The following is a 24,647-nucleotide window of genomic DNA, read 5'->3' on the forward strand; positions in this document are numbered from 1 at the left end:
ATTGAATTTCGAGACGATAAGCAGCCGTTTTTTTGAGAAATAATTTATGCGGTCTGGGTTGATTTTTTTTGTTGATTTATGCTGAAATTACTCAAAAATAGTATAATAGAATAAAATCTTTCTAATAAAAAAGTGCCTTCTGACAGATTAAATGCGGTTTTTAGAAAAAAAACAAACGTTTGCGCTTAATTTCTGTTATGTCTTTTTTTGATTACAAATTTGCTAAGAATGGTAAAGCATTTCACAAGCGTAAGTGAGGATAAATATAACGCTAGCGCATTAATTTTTTTGATGAATTAAACCATCATATACACTATTCTACTTAATCCTTATTCGTTATTAGAATATCGTTGATAAAAATTATAAAAATTAGCTGATTAATGCCGCCGTTCAGGCATTATAGCCTTTTCTGGCTTAGTACATTACGCTGTTTTTAAGCAAACGTTTGCGTTAAGAAAAATAAAAATCCAGTATTCTTAATATATAACTTGCATTACCAAGTATTAACGAGCCGATATTTTATTTTAGTATTACGAGCAAAAAAACTGTTATAAACTAACAGCAAAATAATTAATAATAAAATAATAAGCCCCTAACCAGGGTATAACTAACAAACAAACAAAAACTAATCATTCTGGGCAATATATTTTGCTTTAAGAATTAATATTAATCAACTCTAAACCATATTCCATGATCAAAAAATTTACTTTTTGTCTAGTGGCATTGCTATGCCCAAAATCTCAAATAGAGACATTTTCTTAATTACATTTTAACAATCGAGTTTCTTCTTTAAACACTTAAACTTTTAATTAAACTAATAAAATGGTTAAAATTTATACAAGCGTTTGTATTGCCTTGTTTTTATCTGTTTTTGGATCACAATCTTTGTATGCCCACCGGGTATGGCTTAAAACGGCTAATGGTAGCTATTTTGTTTTTCAGCATGATACTACTAAAGCTACTAAAGCTAAAAAAGATTCGTCCGCTTATTCCATTAAAACCGATACAATTGGCCAAATGGTTAGAGCGCTACAGAAATTTAAAACGGTACGCGATACAATTAACATCCGTTCTTCAACACCTGTTCCCAATTTATCATTACAGCAAATCATTAAAGGTAATTTGGCTGGCGTTTACGTACAGGAACCAAATGGCGAACCTGGAACTGAGCAAAGCATGATTATACAAGGTACGTCTGGTTTACTATTTAATAAGAAAGACATTTATGCTTTACAGCCTGCTGTTTATTTAAATGGTGTGCCCCTGGTAGCGGATAATCCTTTTGCATTTGACGTACAGAAATATGATTATAACAGGATTGGACCTGCAACCAATTTACTTTCACAAATAGATATTAATAATATACTGTCCATTTCGGTAATTAAAGATCCTTTTGAACTGGCCAAACTTGGTCCAAATGCAGCAAACGGAGCTATATATATTACCACTAAAAATGCTAAGGCCGGACTTAGGGATATTAGTTTAAACTCTTACTTTGGTTATGTAACGGCCCCTCAGGTAAATACAGTTAATGGTGTTTACGAAAACAATTTCAGAAATCAGTTCTATAAAAAATACAATCCGACTGGTAGCCCTGCTTCTTATTTGCGCGATTCTACCAACGTAGCTTATTTTGGCCCTTCAAACTGGACTGACTTATACTATCAAAATACGCCAACTTTTTCTGCCGATCTAGGTATAACCGGGGGTACAGAAAGAGCAAACTTCAGGTTTTTTGGTTCGGGCACCAAAAATGCAGGAAATGCAGATAATACTGGTATTAACCGCTATAATTTGTTTTTTGGTATCAATATGGCACCATTTAAATGGCTTACTGTATCGAGTACAGTTAATACTGCCCGTTTAGATCGTACCAGAAACAAAAGTTTACGCGATCGTTTTGCAGAAACACGCTATATACCCGATTTAAGTAGCCCACTTTCTCCAAATGCCGATTCTTATGCCAACTATTTAACTGAAAATGGCAGAAATGTAGATAACAATCGTTCCACAGTATTAAACGGAAACCTGACCTTAAGTGCAAAGGTGAATAAATTTGTAATCTCTACTACTGGTTTGTTCAATTACAACGAAGGGATCAGGGATTACTTTATCCCATCAACCTTGCTGGCAGGTATCAGTTATATTTCTAATTATTTTGGTTACAGCCAAAGGGTATCACTCAATAACAGCATTAGCTACAAATATGATATCAATAAAAACCATGTTATTGATTTTGAACTTGGACAGAGCTTACAGGGCGATACCTACAAGTATAATTATGCAAGAGCCTACAATGGTCCGAATGATTATGTAAAACTGACTTTTGTTGATGGTAACCCAACCAGAGATGGAGCTGATAACCCGGATTACCTTAACGTGCTATCCGAGGGTAATTTTTATGTATTCAGGTATATAGATAAGGAGCGTAATAATTTAATGTCTTTTTATGGATCGGCAAAATACGCTTATAAAAGCCTGTTTACCTTTAATGCCTTATTGAGAAGAGATGGTACATCTAATGGACAGCCAGATAGCCGTTGGGTTACTACTCCGGCATTTAATGCCAACTGGAATTTAAAAGAACAGTTTTTAAAAGGCAATAGCGTAATTGATGCATTACATCTAAGCGCAGGCTGGGGCAGAACTTTAAGGGTTTTCCAGGATGACCGTTTTGCTGCAGGACCACAGTACCGTTCGGAAAACGGATGGGAAGAAGAACCAACTATTCCAGGTTATGGTGGTTTGCTAGGCATTAACCGTCCATATAATAGTGGATTTATTGGTTACAACATTAGCCTTCCTTTTGCCGATCGTACGAGTGTAACTTTAGACGCATCGTTTTTAAACAGTCGCATCAATACTGCAGTTACGGTATATAACCGTGAAGATAAAAACAGTGTGATAGGATTGCCCGTAGCCGTCGAAACAGGTTATTCTACCCAATATAAATCGGGGATGGATATCAATAATAAAGGGGTAGAATTTTTGGTTAATGGTGCAGTGTTACAACAACGCAATGGCTTAACCTGGAATACTGGACTAAACTTAAGCTATAACAAAAATAAACTTTCGGCATTGCCAGAGGGCTTAAACGAATTAATTTATCAGAACGACAATAAATTGCAGGTAGGTAAATCGGTAGGCAGTTATTGGTTATACACCAACCAAGGTATTTACAATAGCGATGCTGAAGTACCTGCTGGCAGAACTTTTAACGGGATTCCACTAAAAGCCGGCGATCCGAAATGGGTTGATTACAATAACGATAACCGTATCGACAGTAAAGACAAGGTATTAACAGGAGATAGATTACCAAAATTTGTGGGTGGCTGGAACAATACCATTGCCTACAAAAACTTCGATTTAAACTTCAATTTCATTTTTGCTGCCGGCCAAAAAGCTATAAACCAATACGAGGCAACCCGTTACGGTTTTGTAAACCGCGAAGCAGGAAATGATATCAACTCAGTTAAAGAAGTTTCTTCATGGCAATCATTCGATAACGAGAAAAACTATCCAATATACAATCCGTGGAGCCCTGTAGATGCTTACCGTACCGATCAGGATCTGTTTTTAGAAAGTGCCTCTTATGTGAAGTTAAGATCGGTTACCTTGGGTTACGATTTTAGTAAAACAGGTTTATTCAAAAAAGCCGGTGGAAAAATCAGAAGAGCCTATTTATATGCTACAGCCTTAAACGTATTTACCCTAACCGATTTTTCAGGTGTTGATCCAGAACTGATCAATTACAATGGGGTATACGACGGTGCAAATATCACCATCCCACGAACATTTGTTTTAGGCTTCAAACTCGATTTATAAAATATACCATTATTGATATGAAATATTCTAATTATAAAATTAGTATCTACAGGTCGGTTACCCTAGTGCTAGCACTAACCATTGTTGGTATGGGCAATTTCTCCTGTAAGAAAATTGATGATGTACAATCAACAAGATTAGCTACAGAAGAAAGTAATTGGAAAACGTTGGAAGACGCCCGTGCAAACTTACTTTCGGTATATGGACTGATGCGTTCGGCTACCGTTTCCGATAACACCCATTGGTTAATGGGCGATTTACGCCAGGGCGATTTTCAGATCACCAACAGGGCAGATCTTAAATCTATTGTTGCGGGGCAGTTAAATGCACAGAACCCTGTAATTAACAGGATTACCAACTGGCGTAGGTTTTATGCCGTAGTTAATGCTGCGAGTTTATTTATCGAGCGCTCTAAGCAGATAATACCATTAGATTCGCGTTATACTCAGATAAACAATAATGTAGATGTTGCACAGGCCAGAATATTAAGGGCATTTGCTTATTTCTATATGGTAAGAATCTGGGGGGATGTGCCTTTGTTAACCTCATCGCACGACGGCGATTTCGTACAATTGCCAAGAACCGCAAAAGAAAAAGTTTTACAGTTTGCTACAACCGAGCTATTGGCTGCAGCACAGGTAGTACCTTTTAAATACGGTGGCGATGATCCAATTCTACCAGGGCTTTATTATGGCGCAGGCTGGGCAAGCTGGAACGGAAATATTTTTACCCGCTTATCGGCCTATATTATCTTAGCCCACATTGCGGCTTGGCAAGGCAATTACCTGGATGCAGCCACTTACTCAAAATTTGTGTTGGATAATTATACCAAATCTAACGGAAGTGGTTCGAATGGGATTGTTTATTTGGATATGGACGCCCTTACTGAGAATGTAAATTACTATAGTCCATTTGCGTTTAAACGCGCAACTGTACTGGTTGGTTTTCCATTTGAGGCAGGTAATGGTTTATCAACTGCTAACGGCCATATTGAGCAGTTAACTTTGGCATCGCCATTTATTCCTAAAACGCAACCTGAAATGTTTGTGCCAAAGGATAGTATCCTTAAAATATTTACCGATCCTAGAGATTTAAGGTTTAGCATTAACCCTGTTACAGGCTTATACCGAACAAATTATTTTTACAACTTCACTTCAGAACAACCCATTTTTAACAAGATCAAAGTAATTTATACGGCTCAAACCTCTGGTAACTTAACCCTGTTCAGTTCTACCATGCTGTTTAGCCGTATTGAAGAAATCACCTTGCTTAGAGCCGAGGCCTGTGCTGTATTGGGACAGCGTGATGAAGCCATTTCTGCACTGAACAAAGCAGCAAACTTGAGAGGAACAGCTACTTATAATGCTGCATCGGGCAAAGATTTGGTTGATGCCATTTTTGAAGAACGCAGAAGGGAGTTAATGGGAGAAGGTTGGAGATGGTACGACATTGTACGTTACAACAGGCTTAAAAATGCTACCGGTACCTTCATCAAGAAAAATGGTGTGTCACTTACATTCACGCAGTTTGAGCGTGCAGGAGGTATTTACTGGCCGGTATCTCAAGATGTAATCAATGCAAATCCATCGGTTACCCAAAACCCATACTGGCAATAATCAATCAGAAGATCATGAAAAAGAAATTATATAAACATAGCCTATTGTTGCTAATAGCTGTAATGGGTATTTATTTAAGTGCCTGCAAAAAAAACGATTCTCCTTATTACGACTATACCAATACGGTGCAAACCTATAAAGGAACTGCAGTGGATTATTTAAAATCGAAACCGAACACTTTTGATTCGCTGCTTTTGGTGTTGGACCGTTTTCCTTTTTTGAAGGATTCTTTAACCAATCAGAAAGTAACCTTGTTTGCACCTGTAAATGAAAATTTCGCGGCATCGGTTAAATATTTAAACCAAACCAGAAAAGCAGAAGGGAAAGGGCCTATTTATTTAAGCACCGCAGATCCGTTGGAACTGGCATTTATGCTTTCAAAATATATTATAAGGGGAAACTTAACATCTGCTACTTATGCCAGTACGATTGATGGTATTTCGGTAACAACAGTAGCTTCTAACTACCCCATGCATGTTAAAGCACTACAGGCTAATGCATCAGGCTTTATAGGTGGGGGAGCCACTACACTCGAATATAGCGATATGTACGGCTCAACCATTAGGCTCAACTGGGTAACCACCAATACCAACGCCATTAACATCAAAACCAATAATGCTACCATAAACATTTTAACCCCGTTGCACAATTTTGGGTTTGATGAATTTACATACAGATTAGACCAATAGCCTTATGAAGATGAAAACTAAAAAATACTTTCTTAGTGTAGCGATAATGCTAACAGGCATGATGCTCGTATTGGTATCGTGTAAGAAAAATTTACCAGATAATAGGTTGTCTATAGCCAATGATAGCCAGTACACACAGTTTCTATATCAGCCTACTTTAGGTAGAAACACCTTATTTACCAATAATTTTACATACGGCAATTCGAGCAGGCCTCTGGATTTTAAAATTGTAAACATGCGTACTTTTGGTGGCGAGCCTGCTCCTGAACTAACCAAACTTTATCCGGTTAAAGTATGGAAAACAGCCTATGATGGTACCGAAAAATCGCTGGCCGAAATTGAAGCAAAACGCGTAATAGAAAACCATCCACTTTTCGAAGTACGCCCACATTCAGGCGAATTTTTAATGTGGGCCGAAGCCAACTCTAATATGATTAAGGCACAACCAGATTCGGGTTATGTTTTTGACGTAGAAATGTCGAATACCGGTGGAAGGAAATATTTTCAGAATTTCCGTCTTAGTCCATTGCGCGAACGCCCTTATGAGCCATCGCCATTAGATCCGATAACAGGACAGGGAACATCAACCTCTGTGAGTCCTGCAGGTTTATTTATTACTGGAACAAGAACCAATCAGTTCTTATCATCGAGTGATGTAGCCGTGGTGTTTAATAAATTGCCAAAAGGGCTGCCAGGCTATTCCGGACATAGCATCAGTTTTAAATTTATAGATACGCTGGCTCAGGTTATCGATCCAAATAAGTTTGCTTTAACCGATTGGGGCAATTTGGTACATGGTTTTAATATGATAAAAGATGCCACCAAAGTAAAATTTGATGTGGCTTATCCGATTCCTTTAACCGCATATCCTACAAAATATACCACAACAGATGGTGGTGCGGCAAGGGTGGTTTTCAGGTTCGACAGGCAGGCATTTGGTGCAGTTTTGCTCCACTGTTATCTCGCCTTAAATTTCAAGATCTACGAAGAGGGGGATTGGGAAATTATCTTTCAGTTTAAGAACGACAAACCAAAATTTGATAACGACTGATGAAACAAACTAAATCCAAACAAAACATATTTCCGATGAAGTATTTTTACAGCATAGTAATTTTATTGATTTTTGGTTTGCACGATCTCGCCCTGGCACAGCAACAAATTGCGGTTACAGGTACGGTTTATGATGGCGAATCAAAAAAGAAAGAAACCATGCCCGGCGTAAGTATTTTAAGCGCTGGCAGGGTTTTGGGTCAAACCGATGGTGATGGCCATTACAGGGTTACCGTAGCATCAAATGCAGAAATTACCTTTAAATATTTAAGTTATATAACCCAAACCATAAAGGTAAATGGAAGAACCACCATTAACCTCACTTTACAGGGCGATAACGCTACCCTTAAAGAGGTTACCGTAACTGCAGGTTATCAAACCAAAACCAGAACTTTGTCTACTGGTTCTACCGTAAGCATTTCGGGTAAGGATATCCAAGGACAGCCTGCGAGTGATATCATGTCGCTTTTACAAGGTAAAGTTGCCGGACTTAACATTCAGAATAACACTGGCGCACCGGGTTTCAGGGGCTCCATTACTTTAAGGGGTATTTCAAATATCAACGTATCAGGTTCTGGAAGCTCAAGTTTCTTAACTCCAACTTCGCCATTGTTTGTAATTGATGGCGTACCTGTTGACGACAATACCAATTATTCTTATGGTTTTCAACAAGCAGGTCCAGGTGTATCACCTATTTCTCAGATCCCACCAGAAGATATTGAAGACATTACTACTTTAAAAGATGCTGCTGCCACATCGTTATACGGATCGAGAGGAGCTTATGGGGTTATTTTAGTAACCACCAAACGTGGTAATTCTAAAATACCGGTAGTACGTTATTCAGGGGCATCTTTCTTTTCAATGGTTCCTCAGTTACGCAGCGTTATTGGAGGTAAAGGTGAAAGGCTGTTGCGGATCAATCAGATTTTACAAAATGACACCAGTTATACTCATGCAATAGATCTGATCAATTATAATCCCATTTTAGCAGATAGCTTAAATGCTTACTTTAATAACTCAACCGATTGGCAATCCTATTTTTACAGAAATACTTTCAATCAAACTCATAATGTAAGCATTTCGGGTGGCGATGTAGCATTTAACTATAAAGTGGGCTTGGGTGCTTATGATGAAACTGGAATCCAAGAGAACACGGGTTATTCGAGGTATAACCTGAACATGAATATGCAATACAATCCTACGCCTAAATTTAAGTTATATGGTCAGTTGCAGAATTCAATCCAAAAACAACAGGTCGGCAGCGGCAATGGTTTCTTAAATAGTGGTTTAGCCACCACAGGCCAGGCCTCAAGCTTATTGCCTTCACCGTCGCTATTTTCATCGCAAAGTGGGGTATTGGCGCAGCTGCAAACCGATAACGACAATAAATCATTACAAACTTTTGCAACCATTAATGCAGAATATGAACTTTTTAAGAATTTTAGGATAGCTACTTTCTTAAATTATACCAATAGCACCGGTACCAAAGATAATTTTTCACCGGCGGCGTTAAACGGAAATCAATCTAAATATTATACGTATAACGATCGTGCCACCAAGTTGTACAACCGTAACCAGTTCTCTTATGTGTATGGTTTAAAAGATGCAGCCGGAGAAGATTCACATACCTTCAATTTATTTGCTTTTACTGAGATCAACTCGAGCTTTTTTAAAGCCGATGCCATTTTGAACGAAAAAGGAGTTAACGATCAATTAAGGGGGCCTTTAACCAATATGACCGATTACCTGACCTCACTGGGAGGAACTATTGATTATAACGATGCCAGAAGCGTTGCTTTTGCTGGTGCATTTTCTTATAACTACAAACAAAAATATGTATTGGATTTTAACTATCGTTTAGATGCCAATTCGGCCAATGGCGAAAATGCCCGCTATGTTGCCAATCCATCCATTGCATTAAAGTGGAACTTTAACAAAGAAAAGTTTATGCAGAATGTAAAATGGGTTGATTATGCTGATATCCGTTTAAGTTATGGTTCTAACATACAACCGGTAGGTGGAGTTTTTGATGCTTATGGTAAATATGTGGGAGGAAACCGTTATAATAATGCCAATTCTATCATATTGGATTTAAAAAGGTTGCCAAATTTAGATTTACAACCTACAAGAGCAACTACTTATAATGCTGGAGTTGATTTTAGCTTATTAAATAACCGTTTTTCATTCGTTTTTGATACTTATTATAAACAGAATGATAATATTTTCAGATACAAGGATATTTCAAGTGCCAATTCATTCGAAACAGTTGCTTCTAACGAAATCAGTAACGTAAATTACGGATGGGAGTTTCAAACAACCGCGCGCCCATTAAACCCTACAAGCCCATTTAAGTGGACAATATCAGGAAACTTAGCGATCAACAGAGAAATTTTAGCACAATTACCTGATAATTTGAGAGATTTTATTTATTATGATAAAGCCTTACAACAAGACACTTATTATCGCTTAGGTACCAATTCACTATCTAACTACCTATACAACACAAAGGGTGTTTACTCTACTAATGCCCAAGTGCCGGTTGATCCGAATACAGGTTTGCCTTACCGCGTAGGAGGTACTGGTCGTTTGAATTATTTTAGGGCAGGTGATCCTATTTTTACCGATCTGGATGGAAATTATGTACTTGATGGTAATGATCGGGTAATTGCTGGTAATTCTCAGCCGCAGATAACAGGAGGCTTTTATTCCTACCTGCAATGGAAAAACTGGAGTATAGAAGTGAACACTTCTTTTACCCTGGTTCGCGATATTATTAATAACCCATTAGGTAAGCAATTACAGAACTATAGTAATTTTCAGTTCGCGAGTTTGGTGCCACTGGATCAGCTGAATTACTGGAGTGCGCCTGGCCAGAATGCCACTTATGCCAATCCTTTAGATTTTGTGCGTGCACGTATTATCGATCCTTTTAGGTTAAACCAAACGGCATTTCAGGAAGATGGATCTTACTTCAAGTTAAACTCGATTAAAGTGTATTACATCTTTGATAAGAAATTTACCAGCAGGTTCGGAATGAACAGGGTAAGTATCAATGCTACTGCGGCAAACCTTGGCTTTATCACACGTTACTCTGGGCCAAATCCTGAAAATGTGACCAGTTTGGGTAGAGATGACTCAGGAGGTTATCCTTCACCAAAGCAGTTTACATTAGGTTTAAACATTGAGTTTTAAAAATTAGACAGATGAAAAATACAAAATACATAATTCTGATTGCTGCACTGGTTTTTAGTGCTTTTGGCTGTAAGAAATTTCTAAATGTAACACCAATTGAAGCGCAGAGTGGGAACAACTTTTGGAAAACCCGTGAAGATGTAGAAGGATTTACAAACGGCATTTACTCACGATTAAAATCGAAAGTGGCAGGTACACCAACTTTCTTTAACAATGATGACCGCGCATTTTTTCCTGCATTAGAAATGAGGGGCAATAAAGTTGCCATAGGAAGCTTAAGTAACGATGGTGCTAATACTTTTATTGCACTTACTAATAACAATATGAAATTTCTTGTTGCCAGTTCCGGAAGATTCAATGGTATGATGAAAAACATCATGAGTTGGAAAGAATGGTACGATGTAGTTGCTGCGGCCAACATCTTATACTTCGAAGTTGATAAAGTACCATCATCAAGTTTGCCCGATGCCGATAAAAAACGCTATAAAGCAGAGGCTGTATTTTTGCGCAACCTCAGCTACATGTTTATCTGTAAATTATTCGGTGATGCCATTTATTATACAGATGCTTATCACAGTACTGCACAGGGCAGAACACCACAAGTAACCGTATTGAACAAGTGCATCGAAGATATGGCTGCAGCAAAAAATGATCTGCCTACTTTCTACAACGATGCCACATCAAACGGTTTCAGACCTACAAGAGCATCAGCAGTAGCACTGTTAATGCATTTAAACATGTGGGCTGCAGCATGGGATACCGGAGTTAAAACCAAATATTACGATGCGGTAAAAACATTGGCTACCGAACTGGATACTTATAGTAATTATAAGATACTGCCGATTACCCCAGCCAATACCCTTAAAATTTTTAAAGGAAGAAGTTCTGAAAACCTGTTCGGTATTTTGCAGGATTTTAACTATGGAGAAGGATTTTCTTTGCCTGCAAGTTTGTCGTATTACTTGTCGCATTATCCATATCAGGGCAATGTAACTAAAACGCAAAGTTCTATAGCTTATTCAACCGATTATATCCGTAAACTTTATCCTCCGGGATCTCCAGATGCAAGGATAACCACCTGGTTTGAAAACTATGATGCTCAAGGCGGAGCGTTCCAGTTTAAAAAATTTGCAAATATTTATTCAACCGGCTCAGGCAGTGCAATATCCATTACCAGCGATGATAGTGCCATCATTTTCAGGTTGCCTGATTGCTATTTATTAACTGCCGAAGCGCTTGCAGAACTTGGCGACGAAGGTGGAGCAAGAGATTTTGCAAATAGGGTAACTGTAGCTGCCAATGCACCAATGATAACGCAAAGCGGACAGGATCTAAAAGACGAAATATATAAAGAAAGATGTAGGGAGCTAATTGGCGAAGGACAGTTCTTTTTCGATCTGGTAAGAACAAAGAGGGTATTGAATTCTGATTTCACCAATGCACCTATATCGGTAGCTAACCTAAATGCAGGTGCCTGGACATGGCCGCTTACCATTACTACTGCCGAGCGTAGTGCAAACCCGGGTTTAATTGGCAATAATTTTTGGAACTAATAGATATGATGATGAAAAAGAATTATAAAACACTGCTGTTTTTAATAATTTGCGTATTATCAGTTTTAACCAGCTGTAAAAAATACTATATAGAAACGGGTGTACATGAAGCAAAATATAACGGCAATATTATGCAGTACATGGAAGAGAAGAAGCCGTTTTTCGATTCAACCCTAACGGTGATTAAACTGGCTGGTTTGGCAGATGTGATCAGCAAAGAGAATATCACATTTTTTGCACCGCCAAGCGGTTCGATCTTTAAATCCGTTAAGGGCTTAAATGTAAGGTTGAGATCAACTGGTAAAGATACCGTTTCTCAATTATCGCAAATAAAACCTGAAGTATGGAAGAATATATTATCACAATATATATTTAAGGGTAGCAACCGTTTAAAAGATTATCCTCAGCGTGATACTTTATCTTACCTTGCTTTTCCTGGTCAGGGCTATACGTCTTATAGCGGCAGGATTATGAATATTGGGGTAATTTTTAATGATGCGGTGGTGTATAGCGATAAAGGCGAAGAACTTTCAAGAGTGGCTTATGCCGGTTACCGCCAATTGTATCTTGCCTATATTCCCGATCTGTCTAATCCTCAGGTAGCATTAGTCAATATTCCAATTGCTACATCAGATATTCAGCCTACCAATGGCGTTTTGCATGTGCTAACAAAGATCAGGCATAATTTCGGCTTTAATACCAATGTTTTTATCGAGCAGGCCATATCAGCGGGTATTAATCCACCAACAAAATAGCTCCATTATCTCATCCATAAATTGAATAAAATGTTAACTAACATAAAATATAAATTTAAGCTGTTTTTGTTCGGGACAATATGCTTAACAACAGCGTTTGTTTCTTGCAAGAAGGAAAAGGGCATTGGCGAAGATCCTTACGCTGGAGGTAAGAAACCATTGGATCTTACTTTCGTTTCCAAAACAATCGAACCAGATGTTGTAAATGCAGGAGATGTTTTAACGGTAAGGGTAAAAGGCCTGAGTAAATACATCAACGATTTTAAAGTATATGTAAATGAAATAGAAGCTGAGGTGGTTACTGCATCTACCAACGATAGTACCTTAACTTTCAAAGTTCCACTAACGGCCAGTACTGGTAGTATGTGGATTACCTCACAGGGGCAAAGCTTTTTCGGACCGATTGTTAAAGTTGGTGGTAAAGTGAGTGTTGACGCCAGCTGGAAAGTAATTAACGGCGCAACAAATAACAGCAACAATGGCTTTAGCCTTAGTACCATATACGATATTGAGGCTTTACCTGGTGGCAACTATTTTCTGGGGGGTGCTTTTAACGACTTTGAGTTAAATGGAACAGAAAAATTACCCATTGGTGGCATTGCACAGATTTTAGGCAATGGAGCTTACTCCACCAGTGGTGTTAATTTTGGAAAAGGAGCTGGCGGTGCAGATAAATCAATCTATTCTATTACCCGCATCCCAACCGGATCACAAGCGGGTAAATACATCATTGGTGGTAGTTTTACCAGCTTTAACTCTACACGCATCAACCGCCAGACTTTAAATAATGTGGCCCGCTTAAATAGCAATGGAACATTAGATAGTCTGATCCTCAGGAATGTAATTAATCCTAAACCTCAGGAAACCTATAAAAATGGCGATACCATTTCAGCCTTTAATGCAGGTGTTGATGGCTTTATTAGAAAAACCTTTGTATTTAATGAGCAGGTTTACCTTGTGGGTAACTTCAATAATTATAAGCGTATGTATTTGCCAAACTCCAGTTATGATGAAAAAGTGTACGATTATACACGTATGCGCCAGGTAGTAAGGGTAAATATGGATGGTTCGATGGATTCTACTTTCCATTATAACAAATCGACCCGTCAAAGTGCGATAGGTGCTAATGGCGTAATTTTAGATGCCATGATGCAGAATGATGGAAAGCTGATCCTGGTGGGTACATTTAGTACTTTTAATGGTGTACAGGCCAATAGAATTGTAAGATTAAACCTTGATGGCAGCGTAGATAACAGTTTTAATGTAGGTTCTGGTGCCAATAGCGATATTATTTCAATTAGGTATAATGCTAACACGAATAAAATTGTGGTAGGAGGTACTTTCACCAGTTTTAACGGTAAAGCTGCATCTGGTATTAATCTGTTAAATGCTGATGGCTCTAATGTAACAACCTTTACCGGTCAGCCCATTACAGGGGGTATTACCAATTTTGTGGGGCAGCTTAACAATGGGAAAATTATTGTAAGTGGTTCCTTTAATAAATATGGCGACTACCTGCGCCAGGGCTTTATGGTTTTAGAAGCCAACGGGCAGCTAGCAGTAGGGTACAACAATACCGGTGGTTTTCAGGGAGCAATTTACGATATGATAGAAACTTCAGTTGCTACAGGTTCACAGGTTATTTTAGTAGGCGATATCCTTCGTTTTAATGGCGTCTTACCACACAATATCATACGCCTAAATTTTGCTAATTGATCAATATAGTTTCAAATATAAAAGAGATGAAAAAAGGATTTACATTAACAGCAACCTTTAAATACTTTGGCCTTTGCCTGGTATTTGGAATATTCCTTATGGCCACTGGGTGTAATAAGGATTTTGAAAATACATTACCACAAAATTTCAGAAACGATACGCTAGGTTTGGGGGCTGGTAAAAAGGTACTTTATATCGTTTTGGATGGTGTAACCGGTGCAGCAATAAAAGCGCTAGCACCCACTAACCTGGCTCAGATTAATGCCAAAGCCACTTACACTTACGAAGGTTTGGCTGATAATAAATATAACGTAATTACCAATGCATCAGCCTGGACAACCATGTTAACCGGTTACGATTATACAAAGCACAATGTAACCAGTGAAGATTTTTCTGGTTTAAACCTGCAAACTACTCCTACAGTTTTCACGAGGATTAAAAGTTCGCTCAATAATGCAAGAACGGTTTCAATTGCCTCAACAACGATTTTTAACGATAAACTGGCGGGTGATGCAACAATCAAACAAAATGTAGCAGATGATGCTGCAGTAAAAACCGGCGTGGTTACCGAGTTAACCAGTAACAATCCATCAATGGTAGTGGCACAGTTTCATAGTGCTGAAACTGCGGGATTGGCTAATGGTTATACCGCTGCTACACCTGCTTATGCAGCCGCTATAAAAAGTATAGATGGTTACATTGGCGAAATATTAACAGCGCTAAAAGCCAGAAAGGGATATGCTGGAGAAAACTGGTTGGTGGTAATTGCTTCAAATAAAGGTGGCGGTCCATCTGGCGGTACGCCGGGATCAAATATTTTTAATGATGTCTCACGAAATGCTTATATCGCTTTTTATAATCCCCGCTTTTCGTCGGTATTGATTTCACAGCCAGATCCCAATAGCTATCCATTTGTTGGTACGGGTCCGCGTTTTATCGCAACAACCAATTCTAATGTTACCGCTATTCAAAATAATACCGCGATTGGTAATTTTGGTACCACAGGCGATTTTACCTTTATGTTCAAATTTAGGGACGATTACGGACAGGCAAATTATTACCCAATGTTTTTGGCAAAAAGAAATGCTTTTAACTCCGTTTCATCTACCGGATGGGGCTTTCTGTTCGGTGCTAACTCTGCACAGTTAGATTGGGGAGGTTCTCCACGTCCGGGTTTTGGTATCGATATCCGTGATGGACGCTGGCACACTGTAGCCTTTACCATTGGCCTGTTAAACGGTGTAAGAACGCTTACGCTATATGTTGATGGACTAACCAGGTATTCAGGATCTATAAATGGAAGAAATATTGATAACAACATTCCCCTTAGGTTGGGTGGTGACGTAGGGACCAATGGCGATACGCAAACCAATCTTTTAATTAGGGATGTAGCCTTGTTTAACGTAGCCATGTCTGCAACTGATGTAGCGGCAATTATGAGAACACAGATTAAACCGAGTACGCCGTTTTACAACAATTTGTTAGGTTTCTGGCCAGGAAATGAAACAAGCGGTACCGCAATGTTAGATCAATCGGGCAAAGGGAACAATTTTACTTACAGCAGTAACGTAACATTTGCAGGTTTTGAAGAAATTTCGCCAAACATCTCGCCCGATATTTCTCCTGCAGCATACCTTTCGGTGCCTAATGGTGTCGATATTCCACTACTTATTTACAATTGGTTAAATATTGCTGTTTCACCTCAATGGGGTTTAACAGGCAGGTTATATATCCCAACTGTATCATTACCGACTAATTAACTTTAAATATTGATAAAATGAAATTTAATCAATTAACTAAAATATTTGGCCTATCTCTTTTAGTAGTATTTACTGCTTGTAAAAAGTATGGCTATGAAGTTCCGGATGGATATCCTGATGATTCGCAGAACGTAGCTGAAGGAACCATTGATACCAACATGAAACTGATCGATAAATCGATGTACGCCAAGGCAAGGGTATTTCCCGGTTTGGTAGATCAATCAGAGCCAAGGGTAAAAGATGCTCAGTTTACATTGGATTTGAATTTTACCGATCAAACTGCACAAAATTTAAGAATTTCTGTTGCTCCATCACCACAATACAGCACAGGCTATTATGCTGCTCCAGGTGAGTTGATCAAACTTGTGGTCCCGGCAGGGGTTGATGGTTTAACCGTACAGATTGGTGCACATACCGATAACCTGGCTGGTAAATCTCCATTGCTACGCGATCCGGTGATATATAACAGAAAAAAACTGGTTGCCGGGGTAAATTATATCCGTAACCTTTACGGTGGTCATATTTACATTTTGGCTACTTTCGCTTATGCTAACCCAGTTACTTTTACCATTACGGGTGCTGTGGTATCGCCCGATTTTATTTTGGGCCAAACCAGCGATGCCGATTGGGTGGCTAAAGTAAAAGCTTCGCAAGTACCCTGGTTAGAGCTAAGAGCTAAAAGTGTTATTTTTACCATTCCTAGAGACAAGGTATTGGCGACTTTTAATTCTAACGAGCCTTTTACCAATCCAACTGCTGTTTTTACTAAATGGAACGATGTTTTCGCTTTAGATTACAATGCCTGGATGGGTTTATCAGATAATGCCCCTGATATTAGAGACCGTAGCCCTCAAAGTCAGTGGCGTGGGGTACTCGATATTCAGCTTAGTTTGGGTTATGGCCACAATGGTTTCCCTTTTGTGGGTTTAAATGACTCTTACTGGTTTGCCAGCTTTACCAGTTTAAATTCAATTACAACCAGTTCTGGCCAATGGGGTACTTACCATGAATTTGGACATAACTGTCAACAACCAAACGTATGGAGCTGGAGCACTTTGGGCGAAACCACCAACAACCTGTTCAGCTTTAAAGTGGCCAATAGGATTGGGGCCAACTACAATATTCTACATCCTGCAGTATCCAGTGGTTTTCCTAAAGCGATTGCTTATGCAAGTGGTACAGGAACCAAAAACTTCGATACAGATGCAGCTATGAATACAGTAGATGAAGCGCCATTTATGAAAATGACCCCTTTTGTACAAATTTTCGAAAAATATGGCTACGGTGCCATGACTTATTTATATACAGAGGCACGTCACGCAGACCGCTTAAATACTAACGACATTACCAAACATAACTTTGTATACGAAAAACTATCTGATTATGCTAAAATAGATTTTGCGCCATTTTTTGATGCTTGGGGAATTTCTATTAGTGATGCTGTTGTGGCTAAAGTTTCTGCTAAATATCCAATTTTAGCGAGTCAGGTTTGGACATATAATCCTTTAAATAAAACTGGTGGTACTTCAGTAATTTCATTCGCGCCAAGTGTAACAGTAAGTTCCAATCAGTCTAATGAAGGTAGTCCGGCAGCCATGCTCGATAACAATACAGCAACATACTGGCATTCACAGTATAGCCCTGCACCAACCGCGGCACAAGGTTACCCATATACAATAGTATATAGCGAAAACAAAAGAATGTCTGTTAAAGGAATGTATTTCGTTCCGCGAAATTCTACAGCTCAACGGGTAAAAAATATAGAAATATTAGTGAGCAGTGATAATGTTAATTTTACAAGTGTAGGCACAACACAAATCCCAAATGCATTTGCACGTTATGAGTTCACATTCCCAAATGGACCAGTATTTAATAAGTTTTTTAAAGTTATACTGAAAGATGGTTGGAATTCACCTGTGGCCTCATTCCCTTATGCTGCTATGGCTGAGTTGGGCGTAATTAAATAACCTCTAATTTAACGAAAATGAAGATTTTAAATAAATATAAATATTATACTGCTTTTGCATTGTTTATTCCACTTTGTTTCTCCGCATGCAAAAAATATGCTAATCCACCAGCAATTTACGAAGACCTAAAGCCACTCTCTGCAGGGCAACGTAAAATTTTGGTCATCAGCATTGATGGACTAACAGGTTCCGAATTGCAGACTGTTGCGCCAGCCAACATTACAAGCCTGCAAAAGAATGCCAAATATTCTTATAATACTTTGAAAACAGCTTCAGATGCAGCAGGATGGGTATCGATGTTAACTGGTACCAGTTTTGTAAAACACCAGATCAGCACTGATAATTTCGAGCGTGCAGCGGGTTCAGGTGTTGATGAACATGCCCCTATTGTATCTTACCGTAATGTATTTGATTATATTACGCAATATAAATCGGTAAAAACGGCTTTAGTTACCCCATGGGCTAATTTGCGGAATTACATGAAAAATGCAGATTTTGCCCCAGTTGTAGCCACTGATATAGCCGTTAAAGACAGTACAGTGAGCATTCTAAATAATCAAACCGGTTTGGGTACCATATTTGTGAACTTTAGAGAAGTTGAAGCCGCTGGCGCTAATGGAGGTTATGTAGCTACAAATGATAACTATAAAAATGCCATAGTAAAAGCCGATGAATATGTGGGTAATATCATAACCGCTTTAAAAGCTAGGAAAAATTATGCGAACGAAGATTGGCTGGTAATATTAACCAGTAATCATGGTGGTAGCAGTGCAAACCCAACTAATGGTTTTACCTTGGTGTACAACCCAGCATTTAAACCATTTGAATTAAAAAAATCTGGTTTCAATCCTGTGCTTTTTAGCACCAATACCTCAAGGGCGGTTACGCCAAATGATAACGGCCTTTATGATGTAGGTGATACCAAAAGCATTACTGTTCAAATGGAAACCAAGTTCAATTCGACTAATGTAAATTATCCTACATTTTTTGGAAAAAGTACCAATTTGAGTGGTTCAAGTATTACGGGATGGCAATGGGGTCATTATGGCGATCAATGGTCGGTTACCGTTGGGGGAACAACGAATGGCGGTTCGGGAAAATTACAGGTAAATTCTACCACTCCACCGGGAACCGGCTGGCACACTTTAACCATGAGTATTAATACTACCGTTAATACACAAGGAGTCGCGACAGCCAGAACGCTTAAGTTGTATGTTGATGGGAATTTGGAAGCTACAAGCGATATATTAGCCAGAAAAAGTTTAACTACAAGTGAGTTGCTCCGGATAGGACATAGAACAGGAGACACTGATACACCAACTCCATTTTACGGAGCCAACTTAGCATTTTTTAATGTAGCGCTAAGCGATGCCGTGATAAAGGCAAATATTGGTCTCAAAGATATCACGCAACATCCAAACTATGCTAATTTAATTGGCTTTTGGCCTATGGATGAAGGTACTGAAGGTACGTTTTTCAATAAAGCACCTGTTGGTTATAATATGTCGCTTTCTGGTGTATACAGTTGGGCTAATTTGGGCAGTGCCTATCCTCCGGGAACAACCCCAGAGCCGATAACATCATCATTGTCTATCCCATCAACAGTGAGTGATGTATCTGCTTTAGCATTATATTGGATGAAGATTAATATCCTTCCTGATTTTGGTTTTGACGGTAAACCTTACCTTAAAAACTTCGAATTGGAATTTTTAAAATAGTAGTTAGTTTTAGTTAATGAAAGCCTTGCCGCCAATTGGTGGCAATGGCTTTTTCTATTTATTGATGGTAATATATGCCTTGCAATAATGTCTATTTTAATGCCTTGTCAAAAACTTAGCGTTCTTAATTCCTTAATGGTTAAACGTTAAAACCACTATCCAACCAATCGTAACATCTTTAAAACTCAAACGTTTGCGCTAAAACATTTTCATCATTATCAGCCAATCATCAGTAATTTGGATCAACAAACCAAAAATTATACACACACACAATGAATAGAAAATTAACCATTTTATTTACACTATTATTTATTGCCGGGCAAATCAGTGCGCAAGATCTGCCTTCCGAACTACAAACCCCCGAAGTGGTTTCGGTAAACCGTTTGCCTATGCGGGCATCAGCCTTTGCTTTCGAAAACCAGGAGCTTGCTGCCAAAAGGGCCAAAGAAAAATCGGCATATTTTTTATCGTTGAATGGTACCTGGAAGTTTAACTGGGTAAAAGATCCACGTAAAAGACCTACAGATTTTTATAAAATAGATTTTGACGATAAAGGCTGGGATAATTTTAAGGTGCCCGCCAACTGGGAAGTGAATGGTTACGGGCTTCCAATTTATGTAAACCAACCATACGAATTTGCTGGCCGACAATTAACCGGAGCCAGAATGAACCCGCCATTCGATATTCCTGCTGATAACAATCCGGTAGGTTCTTACCGAAAAAAAATCAATATTCCGGCCAATTGGGGCGATAAACAAGTGTTTATCAGTTTGGGCGCGGTTAAATCGGCATTTTACATTTGGGTAAACGGCAAAAAAGTAGGTTATAGTGAAGATAGTAAACTGGCTGCGGAGTTTGATATTACCAAATATGTTAAACCAGGCGAAAATACCATTGCACTTCAGGTATACCGTTGGAGTGATGGCAGTTATTTAGAATGCCAGGACATGTGGCGCATTTCTGGTATTGAACGCGAGGTGTATTTGTATGCCACTCCAAAACTCGATATCCACGATTTTAAAGTGACAGGAACGCTTGATGCAACTTACACCAATGGACTTTTAAACGTGGATTTAGCCGTTCAGAATTATAAAATAGACCAACGCACCAACCATAGCCGCCCAGATAGTTTTTATGTAGCGCTTGATCTGGTTGATGCCAAGGGCAACAATGTCTGGAAAGAGGCTACCAAACTGCAAAAAGTATTGGGTAATTATAAAACCAATCTTGCTTTCAAAACGCAGGTTAATAATGTTAAAAACTGGTCGGCAGAAGTACCTTACCTTTATACCCTGTACATCACTTTAAAAGATAAAAATGATAAAATAATTGAAGTGATTCCACAACGCGTGGGTTTCCGATCGGTAGAAATTAAGGGCAGCGATTTACTGGTTAACGGTAAACGTGTATTTTTAAAAGGTGTAAACAGGCACGAGCACAATGCCACGCAGGGCCATACCTTAACACATGCCGATATGGAAAAAGATATGGAAATGATGAAAAAGCTGAATGTAAATGCAGTGCGCCATTCTCATTATCCGCCAGATCCTTATTGGATGGAACTTTGTGATGAATATGGTTTGTACGTAATAGACGAAGCCAATATCGAATCACATGGTCGTTATTATAGTTTGGAAACTACTTTTGCCAACGATAAACAATGGCGTATTCCTCATCTTGAGCGCATTACACGTATGTATGAACGTGATAAAAACCATGCTTCGGTAATCACCTGGTCGTTAGGTAACGAAGCCGGTAACGGGGTTAACTTTTATGAAGCTTACGAGTGGTTAAAAGGGAAAGATTTCCGCCCGGTACAGTATGAAAGGGCTGAGAGCGACTTCAACACTGATATGATTGTGCCGCAATACCCTTCACCAAATTATCTGCCACGTTATTCGAAACAGGAAAAAGAAACCCGTCCGTTTATCATGAGCGAGTACGCACACATTATGGGCAACAGTTTGGGTAATTTTAAAGAGTATTGGGATGCCATCGAAAACAACCCTAAACTACAGGGTGGTTTTGTGTGGGAATGGATTGATCAGGCGATTGATACTGTTAAAAACGGTAAGCGCATTATGGCTTATGGTGGCGATTTCCCGTTAAGCGGCCCTGTTGATGAAAATTTTAGCGACAATGACTTTTGTGTTAAAGGTGTAGTAACGGCATATCGTGGAATGACACCTATGGCCGTTGAGCTTAAAAAAGTGCATCAGTATATTAAAACCACCTTTAATGGTACCAACCAGATTAATGTAAACAATAGTTATTTCTTTAAAGATATAAGTAATGTACAGTTAAACTGGGAGCTGATTGAGGATGGAAAAGTGGTACAAACCGGGGTGGTAAATAATCTAAATGTTGGACCACGTCAAACCGAAACCCTAACCATTCCTTTTAACACTAAATTTGCTGCTGGTAAAGAGTATTTCTTAAATGTTCGGTACCGCTTAAAAAATGCTGAGCCATTTTTAGAGAAAGGTTATGAAATTGCTTATGAGCAGATTGCTTTAGCTGGTGCGCCTAAGGCCAACACTTACGCTGCTGGTAAAAAAGCTTTAAAGGTTGAGCAAACTGCCGATCGTGCAATAGTTAAAGGCAGCGATTTTACCATTACTTTCGATCTGAAAAAAGGTACTTTAATCAGTTATCTGTCTAAAGGTCGCGAATTATTGGTAGCTGGGCCACAACTAGGCTTTTACAGAGCACCAACCGATAATGACATTGGTGCAGGTTTGAATACCAGATTAAGGATGTGGCGTAATGTGTATCAGAATAATGATGCAGCCAATATCAAATCGACTGTAAATTCGACTGCTGAAGGCTTTACCTTAACCGTTAAATCATCGCTTTTAAAAGGCGATGCCGAAACCACTCAACAATTTACGGTTTTGGCCGATGGTACTGTTAAAGTTGACAATCAATTTAAAGCAGTTACCGGCAACTACAAAAGTTTAATGCGTATCGGTAACGATTTGCAGTTGAAAAACGAATACAGCAATATCCAGTGGTATGGCCGTGGTCCGGGCGAAAACTATGTAGACAGAAAAACAGCATCATTAATTGGTACCTATAAATCAACCGTTGCCGATCAGTATTTCTCTTATGCCCGTCCGCAGGAAAGTGGCAATAAAACCGAAGTGCGCTGGGTAAATTTTACCGATAAAGCAGGCAAAGGTTTACGTTTCGAATTTGCAGATCAACTATTGAGTTTTAATGCTTTGCCTTACGCAGTGGAGGATTTAGATCCGGAGGCAGAGAAAAAACAATATCACTCTGGCGAACTGGTAAAACGCAACCAGATTTATGTACACATGGATTTGCAGCAACTAGGTGTTCAGGGGATCGATAGTTGGGGCTCTATGCCATTAATCCAATACCAGATCCCATTTAAAGATTACCAGTACAGCTATTATATCAAACCGATTAAATAACATAGATAGTTCGTCATCCCCAACTTGATTGGGGATCTTAATGCTTTAGCTAGGTTTATATATTGCATTAAGATTCCTGCCTTCGCGGGGAATGACGAGCGCTATTTTTTTTATCAAACGAATATTACCTAACCAAAAGTAAAATGAAATTTATCAAAATCTGCTTTAGCGTGTTGCTGTTTTCACAGATTGGCTTTGCTCAGGAAACTAAACTAGCCGCCACGCCGCCAATGGGCTGGATGAGCTGGAACATCATGTCAGAAAATCCGAACGAAAAGGATATCAAAGAAATGGCCGACGCCATGATTAGCAGTGGCATGGTAAAAGCAGGTTATCAATATATTTTTTTAGATGATTGCTGGCAGGGCGGTCGCGATAATAAAAACAACATCATTGCCGATCCTAAGAAATTCCCATCAGGTATTAAAGCACTGGCGGATTATCTGCACAGCAAGGGCATGAAATTGGGTATTTATTCAGATGCTGCTCCTTTAACCTGTGGCGGTTATACCGCAAGTTTAAACTTTGAAGATCAGGATGCCAAAACCTTTGCAACCTGGGGAATAGATTACCTTAAATACGATTATTGCAATGCACCGGAGGACGTAGAAACGGCGAAAAAAAGATATGGAAAAATAGCACAGGCCTTACGCAAATCGGGTAGGGATATAGTATTGGGTATTTGCGAATGGGGACCACGTGAGCCCTGGAACTGGGGTGCACAGGTTGGTGGACAAAGCTGGCGTACCACTTACGATATCAGGGATAAGTGGCTGGATGTAGAAGGCAAAGGAGGTGTTGGCATTTATAACGTGGTTGATAAAATGGCCGGATTGGCCAGCTTTTCAGGCCCAGGTAAATGGAACGATGGCGATATGTTGGTGGCTGGTTTACACGGTACAAAGGGCCCTTCATCAGCATTTAAAGGAGTAGGTTGTACAAAAGCCGAATACCAGAGCCAGGTGAGTTTGTACAGCATGCTCAACTCTCCACTATATGCCAGTTGCGATATCCGTAAAATGGACGATGAAACAAAGACCATTTTTACAAACAAAGAAGTAATCGCATTAAACCAAGATGCTTTGGGGAAACAGGCCGAAAGAAAAATCAAAACTGATACCTGGGATGTTTTTGTTCGTCCTTTAGCCAATGGAGATTTCGCAATAGCGATTTTAAATAAATCGGCGTCTGCCCAAAATGCAAAAATAAACTTTGCCAACTTAGGCCTGACTGGTAAATATGAGATCAGGGATTTATGGCAACATAAAGTAACCGGCAAAAATAATAAGTGGAACGGTGAGGTAACTGCTCACGAAACTAAGGTTTTCCGCCTAAAAAAAGTATAACACCTAATTAAATAACAACAAAC

Annotated in this window: 13 protein-coding genes; all 13 read left to right on the top strand. The window is 39.0% G+C overall.

Going from position 1 to position 24,647, the window contains the following annotated elements:
- Positions 1 to 822 precede the first annotated feature (822 nt).
- Positions 823 to 3,825 (top strand): SusC/RagA family TonB-linked outer membrane protein, encoded by a 3,003-nt coding sequence (locus H9N25_RS04275; RefSeq protein ID WP_190328053.1) that lies wholly within the window; start codon positions 823 to 825, stop codon positions 3,823 to 3,825.
- Positions 3,826 to 3,842: 17 nt separating this feature from the next.
- Positions 3,843 to 5,441 carry a RagB/SusD family nutrient uptake outer membrane protein gene (locus H9N25_RS04280; RefSeq protein WP_190328054.1) on the top strand — a complete coding sequence of 533 codons (1,599 nt, stop codon included), beginning with the start codon at positions 3,843 to 3,845 and terminating at the stop codon, positions 5,439 to 5,441.
- Between the two features lie 14 nt (positions 5,442 to 5,455).
- Positions 5,456 to 6,130 (top strand): hypothetical protein, encoded by a 675-nt coding sequence (locus H9N25_RS04285; RefSeq protein WP_167293553.1) that lies wholly within the window; start codon positions 5,456 to 5,458, stop codon positions 6,128 to 6,130.
- Between the two features lie 10 nt (positions 6,131 to 6,140).
- Entirely contained in the window at positions 6,141 to 7,181 is a 1,041-nt protein-coding gene (locus H9N25_RS04290) for a DUF5007 domain-containing protein (protein ID WP_190328055.1), read from the top strand.
- Positions 7,182 to 7,216: 35 nt separating this feature from the next.
- A complete protein-coding gene (locus H9N25_RS04295) occupies positions 7,217 to 10,372 on the top strand; it encodes a SusC/RagA family TonB-linked outer membrane protein (RefSeq protein ID WP_190328056.1) in 3,156 nt (1,051 codons plus the stop codon).
- A gap of 11 nt (positions 10,373 to 10,383) precedes the next feature.
- Positions 10,384 to 11,925, top strand: coding sequence for a RagB/SusD family nutrient uptake outer membrane protein (locus H9N25_RS04300; protein ID WP_190328057.1), 1,542 nt, complete (start codon positions 10,384 to 10,386; stop codon positions 11,923 to 11,925).
- Entirely contained in the window at positions 11,916 to 12,680 is a 765-nt protein-coding gene (locus H9N25_RS04305) for a fasciclin domain-containing protein (RefSeq protein ID WP_223833581.1), read from the top strand. Before H9N25_RS04300 ends, H9N25_RS04305 begins: the two co-directional genes overlap by 10 nt.
- A 30-nt stretch (positions 12,681 to 12,710) precedes the next feature.
- Complete coding sequence (locus H9N25_RS04310) at positions 12,711 to 14,396, top strand: DUF5008 domain-containing protein (protein WP_190328058.1); 1,686 nt, start codon at positions 12,711 to 12,713, stop codon at positions 14,394 to 14,396.
- Between the two features lie 26 nt (positions 14,397 to 14,422).
- Positions 14,423 to 16,156, top strand: a complete 1,734-nt coding sequence (locus tag H9N25_RS04315; RefSeq protein ID WP_167293558.1) for a LamG-like jellyroll fold domain-containing protein — start codon at positions 14,423 to 14,425, stop codon at positions 16,154 to 16,156.
- A 17-nt stretch (positions 16,157 to 16,173) separates the two neighbouring features.
- Positions 16,174 to 18,123: a M60 family metallopeptidase gene (locus tag H9N25_RS04320; RefSeq protein WP_190328059.1), complete on the top strand. Its 1,950-nt coding sequence runs from the start codon at positions 16,174 to 16,176 to the stop codon at positions 18,121 to 18,123.
- A 17-nt stretch (positions 18,124 to 18,140) separates the two neighbouring features.
- The gene (locus H9N25_RS04325) at positions 18,141 to 19,841 is read left to right on the top strand and encodes a LamG-like jellyroll fold domain-containing protein (protein ID WP_190328060.1); all 1,701 of its coding nucleotides are present in this window, start codon (positions 18,141 to 18,143) and stop codon (positions 19,839 to 19,841) included.
- Between the two features lie 272 nt (positions 19,842 to 20,113).
- Positions 20,114 to 23,278, top strand: coding sequence for a glycoside hydrolase family 2 TIM barrel-domain containing protein (locus tag H9N25_RS04330; RefSeq protein WP_190328061.1), 3,165 nt, complete (start codon positions 20,114 to 20,116; stop codon positions 23,276 to 23,278).
- A gap of 143 nt (positions 23,279 to 23,421) precedes the next feature.
- Positions 23,422 to 24,624, top strand: coding sequence for a glycoside hydrolase family 27 protein (locus tag H9N25_RS04335; protein WP_169502034.1), 1,203 nt, complete (start codon positions 23,422 to 23,424; stop codon positions 24,622 to 24,624).
- Positions 24,625 to 24,647 lie beyond the last annotated feature (23 nt).

Origin of the sequence: Pedobacter riviphilus (assembly GCF_014692875.1) — a bacterium.
GTDB classification, from domain to species: domain Bacteria; phylum Bacteroidota; class Bacteroidia; order Sphingobacteriales; family Sphingobacteriaceae; genus Pedobacter; species Pedobacter riviphilus.

Excerpts from the sequence above, each read along its gene's own strand:
- H9N25_RS04275 (WP_190328053.1), top strand. The coding sequence starts at position 823 with ATGGTTAAAATTTATACAAGCGTTTGTATTGCCTTGTTTTTATCTGTT.
- H9N25_RS04280 (WP_190328054.1), top strand. The coding sequence starts at position 3,843 with ATGAAATATTCTAATTATAAAATTAGTATCTACAGGTCGGTTACCCTA.
- H9N25_RS04285 (WP_167293553.1), top strand. The coding sequence starts at position 5,456 with ATGAAAAAGAAATTATATAAACATAGCCTATTGTTGCTAATAGCTGTA.
- H9N25_RS04290 (WP_190328055.1), top strand. The coding sequence starts at position 6,141 with ATGAAAACTAAAAAATACTTTCTTAGTGTAGCGATAATGCTAACAGGC.
- H9N25_RS04295 (WP_190328056.1), top strand. The coding sequence starts at position 7,217 with ATGAAGTATTTTTACAGCATAGTAATTTTATTGATTTTTGGTTTGCAC.
- H9N25_RS04300 (WP_190328057.1), top strand. The coding sequence starts at position 10,384 with ATGAAAAATACAAAATACATAATTCTGATTGCTGCACTGGTTTTTAGT.
- H9N25_RS04310 (WP_190328058.1), top strand. The coding sequence starts at position 12,711 with ATGTTAACTAACATAAAATATAAATTTAAGCTGTTTTTGTTCGGGACA.
- H9N25_RS04315 (WP_167293558.1), top strand. The coding sequence starts at position 14,423 with ATGAAAAAAGGATTTACATTAACAGCAACCTTTAAATACTTTGGCCTT.
- H9N25_RS04320 (WP_190328059.1), top strand. The coding sequence starts at position 16,174 with ATGAAATTTAATCAATTAACTAAAATATTTGGCCTATCTCTTTTAGTA.
- H9N25_RS04325 (WP_190328060.1), top strand. The coding sequence starts at position 18,141 with ATGAAGATTTTAAATAAATATAAATATTATACTGCTTTTGCATTGTTT.
- H9N25_RS04330 (WP_190328061.1), top strand. The coding sequence starts at position 20,114 with ATGAATAGAAAATTAACCATTTTATTTACACTATTATTTATTGCCGGG.
- H9N25_RS04335 (WP_169502034.1), top strand. The coding sequence starts at position 23,422 with ATGAAATTTATCAAAATCTGCTTTAGCGTGTTGCTGTTTTCACAGATT.